We start from the raw sequence: 7545 nt of genomic DNA on the forward strand, positions 1-7545 counted from the left end.
TGCTACGCCTCCTATATTAAAACGTTTTCATACAACTATCATTCTAGCACGAAACTTTTTTCTTCTTCAAAATTTGTGAATAGTAAGATTTCTTTTCTTGTTCATATTGGTTATTATTAATTGTGTAAAAAGTATGGCAGCCTCTGGAGAAGGTTATTATAAATAGGATAGTAGCTAAAGTCCCTGTTAGAAATTCTATTTTTTATCCAATAACTACCATACGTTTAGAAAAAGTTATTGTAAAATAAAATAAATACGATGGAGAGTAACAATGTCACGTTTAAACCGAACTAAATATTTTGCTTATTTCTTTTCATATATGCTGATTTATCCACCAGCCTATTTCGGGACTTTTTTTCTTGCTTTTTTTGCGGATTCCTCGTCAACCACCTCTGAATCTTTTTTGGATAAGGTATTTATTTTCTATGCAGTAATTGTAATCCTGGCAGGTTTATATATCCTTAATTATTTGTTTAGACGTATGTTGAAATTACCAAGAAACAACAAGTACACTTGGTCCATCTTCATTATTCATATAATCCTGACCCCTCTTACCTACTTTTTGGCTTTAGCTATCTATTAAAATATAGAAAAGAAGCTGCCCGAAACGCAATATACATCGCTATCAGACAGCTTCATTCACTTTTCTCGCTAATTACGCAATTCCAAAGTTAATAAATTTAATAGAAAATCTCATTTTAGTAGCTAAAGCAACAAGTATGAGAAAAGGGTCTATTTATAAATATGAACGTAAGGTTCTTTTTCATTTGGCTTTTTGGATATGAGTGCTTCCGGGCCATTGACGGAGGTCACATTGACTTCGATCGATAAGTAATCCGGAAAATGGTCCATGATCAATCCTGCTACATATTGAGTAAATCCGATCGCTTCTGCCTCTCCATAAAATTGGATGGGGATTTCAATGCGGAGTTCCGACATTTGATCGTCTTTATAATATGCCCTTCCAATGACACCGTTGCTTGAAAAGTATTTCTCTACATCCTGTTTGAAATTCATGAAATAGGTCCAATCATCCCGATGGTCCTGTTTGGCTTCATCAGATGGGAACAGGTAGTAGTTTTCCTTGACATCCTTCCAAGACCCGAGTGATGTACTGTTTGCCGGGACATTAGAATACGAGAAGAAATGCCCGGGAACAACCGAGTTTTTGCTTGCTTGCTCAAACAACCCAATGGTGATTGGAACACCTTTCAATTCCGGCTTATCTCTCAGCCTTTTCGCTACTTCTGCAGCAATTTTCTTTCCTTCGGCCACCACATCGGCATGTTTGATCGGCGCTTCATACACATCGCCATACTGTTCTTTTTGGTAATAATGAACGGAATTCAAGGCCAAACCAATCATGACACCGCCAAGTTTGACCGTATCTTTATCCGTTTTCACCAAGTAATCCTGTTCGAGGATATGTGACAGATAGATCGGATTTTTTTCATTCCGCTGCTTGACCGTTCCCTTTTCATCATCGAGCGGATTCAATCCGATATTCTGGGATGCCTTAAGCCCTTCTTCCTTCAGCTGGCTTTTTGAATATTTTCGGTTCAGCCAAAGCGTGACTGTATCCTTATCAAGAATCTGCCCTTCCTGAAATAAATATTTATCAGGGGAGTATTCATTCTTGGCAATCCTCATCAAGCCCGTTTCAAATTCCTTGATATCATACCTTGAATTCAGATTTGCAACGACCATTCCCCGTGTTTTGCTAGGTTTGAATGGCAAAATGGTCCGGTAATACTTATTGGAAATTTGGTAGTTCGGAATAAAGGCTTTCTCCGTCTTATCATCCGTTTTTTGGACCACTTCGTTGTTTTTTTCAAATTTCGGTGCGCATCCGGTCAACAACAATGCTGCAGCAAACGTCACCGCCAACCATTTTTTCATGCTCTCATTGCCACCTCTTATCGGTTAAGTTCATCAAGCATCTTCTCTTCGTCCCAGATCTCGATTCCCAAGTCTTGTGCTTTGGTAAGCTTGGACCCGGCATCTTCACCTGCAATTAACAGATCCGTGCTCTTGCTGACGCTTCCAGTGACTTTACCGCCAAGACCTTCTATTTTTTCTTTTGCTTCATTTCTTGTCAACTTTTCGAGCTTACCAGTCAACACGACCGTTTTGCCTGCGAATACAGAATCAGATTCCTCCGCCGAAACAGGCTTTGGCCCTTTATATTCCATATTGACACCCGATTCTTTCAGTTCCTCCATCAGTTCATGGACTTCTTCATTCTCAAAATATGATACCACTGAATCGGCCATTTTCTCACCAATTTCATTGATGGCTGTCAATTCTTCCAATGAAGCGGAGGCCAATTTGTCCATCGTATCGAAATGCTGGGCCAATGTCTTGGCCGCCTTTGCGCCGACGTGGCGAATGCCCAGGCCGAACAGAAGCTTCTCCAATGAATTTTTCTTGGAATCTTCGATTGCCTTCAGCAGGTTGGTGACTGATTTCTCCCCCATCCTTTCCAATCCTAATAGCTGTTCTTTGGAAAGTTTATAAAGGTCTGCAACATCAACGATCAGTTTTTCTTTGAACAGCTGTGTCACGACCTTCTCACCAAGGCCGTCGATGTTCATCGCATTTCTCGATACAAAGTGGATGAACCCTTCCCTGATTTGAGCGGGGCATTTTGGGTTGATGCACCTAAGTGCAACCTCGCCCTCAAGGCGGACCAATTCACTTTCACACTCGGGACAATGGGTAGGCATCGAGAACTCTTTTTCTTCCCCTGTCCGCTGCTCCACAAGGACATTCACGACTTCAGGTATGATGTCGCCCGCTTTTTTCACAACGACGGAATCACCTATTTTGATGTCTTTCTCCCTGATTAAATCCTCGTTATGGAGCGATGCCCGCTGGACAGTCGTCCCAGCGACTTTAACCGGCTCCAAAACGGCCGTCGGTGTGATGACACCGGTGCGTCCTACATTTAGCTCAATATCCTTGAGCTTTGTCACGACCTCTTCAGCCGGGAATTTATAGGCAATCGCCCACCGTGGACTTTTGGCCGTCGTCCCTAATTCTTGCTGCTGCTGGAGCGAATCGACCTTCACAACGATTCCATCGATTTCATAAGGCAGATTCGGACGTTTATCAACCCAGCCTTCTACAAATTGAATGACTTCATCGATTGTGGCACACGTTTTTCGTTCTTTATTAGTTTTGAAACCAAGACGTTCTAAAAAGTCAAGGCCTTCGCTATGGGAAGACACGCCTGTTTCCCCTATATCCGCTATTGCATAAAGAAATATATCCAGGTTCCTTGATGCCGCAATACGTGGATCAAGCTGCCTTAATGACCCTGCCGCTGCATTGCGGGGATTCGCAAACGGCTCCTCCTCTTTATCCAAACGCACTTCATTCAGCTTCTCGAATGACTTTTTGGGCATGAAGGCTTCCCCTCGGGCTTCAATTGACACCTGCTCATTCAATCGAAGCGGGATCGAACGGATCGTCTTCAAGTTCACCGTGATGTCTTCTCCGATTGTCCCGTCACCACGGGTAGCACCTTGGACAAACAATCCATCCTCATAGCGCAAAGAAACTGCAAGACCATCAATTTTCAGCTCGCATACATAAGAGAAATCTTCCCCTACCGCCTGCCGGACTTTTCGGTCAAAATCCCGTAAATCATCTTCGTTGAATGCATTTCCCAGGCTCAGCATCGGGCTTCGGTGTTCTACCTTCTGGAAAAAGTCCAAAACCGTACCGCCGACACGCTGGGAAGGAGAATCGGGAGTCTTAAGATCCGGATATTCCTCCTCGATCTCCAGTAACTCCCTCATTAAACGGTCATATTCTGCATCTGGAACGGAGGGCTTGTCCAGCACGTGATATTCATAATTATATTGATTGAGTAGGTTATGAAGCTCCTTCACTTGCTTTTCAGCAGATGGTCGGTCCATACAAACAACCCTTTCTGTTCATTCTTATTTTTTCTCGATTGGCGCAAATTTCGCCAATAAGCGTTTGATGCCAGTCGGGCTTGGAAAAGCAATATCAAGTTCGACGCCTTCCCCTTCCCCTTTGACGCTGACAACCGTACCGACACCCCATTTTTTATGCTCGGCTTTATCTCCGACGCTCCAGCCAAGATTATCGGCACCAGTTGCACCCATTGCTTTCTGGACAGGACGTGTGACCGGCTTTCGTGGTGCAGGGCGATTCATGCTGCCTCCGCTCATTCCGGTTCCAAATGGTGAAGATTGTTTTCGTTCACCACCGATCACATCGATAAGCTCTTCTGGAATTTCATCAATGAAGCGTGACACCGGGTTCATGTTTGTGCGTCCAAACAGCGTACGCATTTGGGCATTGGTTATGAATAATTCCTGTTCGGCACGAGTGATCCCAACGTATGCCAAACGCCTTTCTTCTTCCATTTCTTCCTCTTCCATCAAGGAACGGCTGTGCGGGAATACCCCTTCTTCCATTCCTAGCAGGAATACGACAGGAAACTCAAGGCCCTTAGCAGAGTGAAGCGTCATAAGAACGACTGACTCCTGTACCTTTTCTTCCTCATCTAAACGGTCGATATCCGCCACAAGTGCAAGGTCTGTCAAGAAAGCAACGAGGCTCCTATCTTCACTTGCCTGCTCAAAGCTTTGCGTAACGGAAAGAAACTCATCGATATTTTCCAATCGGCTTTGTGCCTCAAGGGATTTCTCCGCCTTCAGCATTTCTCTGTATCCCGATTTTTCCAAAAGGTCTTCCACAAGCTCTGTCACAGATAAATATTCCTGCATTTGTGTGAAGCCTTTAATTAAATCCCTGAACTCGATGCATGCCTTAGTAATTTTCGGGCTGAGTCCGATGTGTTCAATTTCATGAAGGGCACCATACATAGAAATGTCGTTTACCTGTGCATGGCGGGCAATCTTATCCACTGAAGTGGACCCTACACCCCTTTTTGGCACATTAATGACCCTGCTCAAGCTGATATCATCATCCGGATTGGAGATCAATCGTAAATACGCAAGGATATCTTTGATTTCTTTGCGGTCATAGAACTTGATTCCCCCGACAATGGAGTATTCAATATTGGACTTCAACAATACTTCCTCCATCACACGGGATTGGGCATTCGTCCGATATAAAATGGCAATGTCGGAGTATTTCCGATTCTTCTGCTCAACCAATTCTTTGATCTTCCCTGCAACATACTGCGCTTCACCTTGTTCACTGTCAGCTCGGTAATATGAGATTTTCTGGCCATCGTCATTTTCCGTCCAGAGATTTTTCGGCTTCCTGTTCGAATTATTTTTGATGACCTCATTGGCCGCCGACAATATCTTTTTCGAAGAACGATAATTTTGCTCGAGCATGATCACCTTTGCACGCGGATAATCTTTTTCAAATGATAAAATATTGGCGATGTCCGCCCCGCGCCATTTGTAGATGGACTGGTCGGAATCACCGACGACGCAAAGATTTTGAAAACGGGCGGCAAGCTGTTTTACAAGCATATATTGTGCCCTGTTCGTATCCTGATACTCATCGACATGAATATATTGGAATTTGCGCTGATAAAACTCCAGCACTTCCGGAACCCTTTGAAACAATTGAATGGTTTTCATGATCAAGTCATCAAAATCGAGTGCCTGATTCTTGCTTAGCTTCTTTTGATATTCGACATACACATCATGGACGACTTGCTCAAAATAACTTCCCGCTTGCTTGGAAAATTCCTCAGGGGTAATAAGCTCATTTTTCGCCGAGCTGATGCTTCCAAGAATCATTCTTGGATCAAACTTCTTAGGATCGATGTTCTTCTCCTTGAGGATTCCCTTGATCACGGATTGCTGATCAGTGGAATCGAGAATCGTAAAGTTGCGGTTAAATCCGATCCGGTCAATGTCTCTTCTTAAGATGCGAACGCACATGGAGTGGAATGTTGAAATCCAGACATCCTCTGCAGCACCGCCCATGACATTGGCGATCCTGTCCCTCATCTCTCGCGCAGCCTTATTCGTAAAGGTAATCGCGAGAATATTATAAGGATTGACGCCTTTTTCCACCATCAAATATGCAATGCGCTGCGTCAACACCCGCGTCTTTCCACTTCCTGCACCTGCCATGATCAAAAGTGGTCCGTCTGTCGATTTTACTGCTTCCTTCTGCTGAGGATTAAGACCCTGCAGCAGTCTTTCCGTTAAAAATTGCATTTCATCACCGCCTAAACTAGAACATTTGTTCTTATTATAACTTATTTTTGCAAATAAACATTACTATTTTGGGTTCTTTTCATATAGTTTTTTGCTACTTATCTAAGTTTGTACAAGGTTGATTTCCGCAGAAGGATGCTCGCTTTCCAAGGGGCCTCACCTGTCCCGCTAATCCCTCCGGAGTCTCGCACCTTCCGCTCCAATCAACACCTAAGAATGAATGATTTACAAGAAACACTCTTAAAACAACTCTTGAGACATCAGCCTTATTTTTTAATTGCCTTCACCGTTCTGAGCGCATCATTCAAATCCTCATAAATCACGTTTCCGACTACGACAACATCCGCATGCTCTGCCATCTCCTGCGCCTGGCCGCTGCTTTGTATGCCGCCCCCATAAAAGAGCGTCGTATCCTCAAGATACTCCTTCACATGCTTCACAAGTTCAGGATCGCCATAAGTACCGCTGTATTCCAAATAAAAGATCGGCATGTTGAACATTTTATCTGCCATCATCGCATATGCCGCTGCATCCTCGGCTGTCAGCTTCGTATTGGCATCCGTCTCCTTCGCCGCCTTGCAATCTTCGTTGAGGATGCAGTAGCCTTCAACCAAAATCTCATCCCAATTCATCAACTCACCGTATTCCTTCACCGCTTGATGGTGAATGCCGGAAACCCATTTCACATCGCGGCTATTCAGCACGGTGGGAATAAAATATAAATCAAAGCCAGGTGTGATCGACTCGATATTGGATACTTCCAACACACATGGAACCGTGTATCTCCGTACCCGCGCCATCAAATCCAGCACATTCTCGAGCGTCACCCCATCCGTTCCTCCAATAATAATAGCATCCGTCCCGGACTCACAAATTGCCTCAAGAGACTCATCCGTGATTTCCTTCTGGGGATCCAGCTTGAACGCATGCCGCCAATCCCGAACATCGTACATATCTCTTAAATCCTCCATTTCGTGCTTTCCATTACACCATTATAGCATTTGTTGGGGAGGGCAAAAAACATTTTCCCCACACCTTTTTTAACCAATGGGATGGGTCATTTCGGTATGTTAAGGGGTTGGTTATTTGGGGGAATTGAAGCAGCAGGTGAACTGTTGTTTGAGAGGTTGGTACTCTGGGATGGGAGAGTGGGCCGTTTTGGTTGTTTTGATACTGTTGCGGCGGTGACTCTTCGGAAACGGGCGATATTTGGGTACTTTTGCTACTTTTACGGCGGCGACTCTCCGGGAACGGGCGCGATTCCGATTCTGGTTCCCCTCAATCCACTTTCTCTCCATGACGGGCACCTGATCTCGATTCTGGTTCCCCTCAATCCAATTTTCCTCCACGACGGGCACCTGAA

At 44.3% G+C, this 7545-nt stretch carries 5 protein-coding genes; 1 reads left to right on the top strand and 4 read right to left on the bottom strand.

Features of this window, described 5'->3' with window-relative positions; genetic code table 11:
• Window positions 1-732: 732 nt before the first annotated feature.
• From D9X91_RS05055 to pcrB, 4 genes are all read right to left on the bottom strand, one after another.
• Complete coding sequence (locus tag D9X91_RS05055) at window positions 733-1899, bottom strand: CamS family sex pheromone protein (protein ID WP_121679502.1); 1167 nt, start codon at window positions 1897-1899, stop codon at window positions 733-735.
• 17 nt (window positions 1900-1916) lie between these two features.
• Window positions 1917-3923: an NAD-dependent DNA ligase LigA gene (gene ligA / locus D9X91_RS05060; RefSeq protein WP_121679503.1), complete on the bottom strand. Its 2007-nt coding sequence runs from the start codon at window positions 3921-3923 to the stop codon at window positions 1917-1919.
• Window positions 3924-3947: 24 nt separating this feature from the next.
• The gene (gene pcrA / locus D9X91_RS05065; RefSeq protein WP_121679504.1) at window positions 3948-6182 is read right to left on the bottom strand and encodes a DNA helicase PcrA; all 2235 of its coding nucleotides are present in this window, start codon (window positions 6180-6182) and stop codon (window positions 3948-3950) included.
• Between the two features lie 266 nt (window positions 6183-6448).
• Window positions 6449-7135, bottom strand: coding sequence for a heptaprenylglyceryl phosphate synthase (gene pcrB / locus D9X91_RS05070; protein ID WP_121679505.1), 687 nt, complete (start codon window positions 7133-7135; stop codon window positions 6449-6451).
• A gap of 195 nt (window positions 7136-7330) precedes the next feature.
• Between pcrB and D9X91_RS22815 the strand changes: the two genes are divergently transcribed.
• A partial coding sequence (locus D9X91_RS22815) for a hypothetical protein (RefSeq protein ID WP_233569692.1) occupies window positions 7331-7545 on the top strand: 215 nt, incomplete at its 3' end.

Source organism: Falsibacillus albus (assembly GCF_003668575.1).
GTDB classification, from domain to species: domain Bacteria; phylum Bacillota; class Bacilli; order Bacillales; family DSM-25281; genus Falsibacillus; species Falsibacillus albus.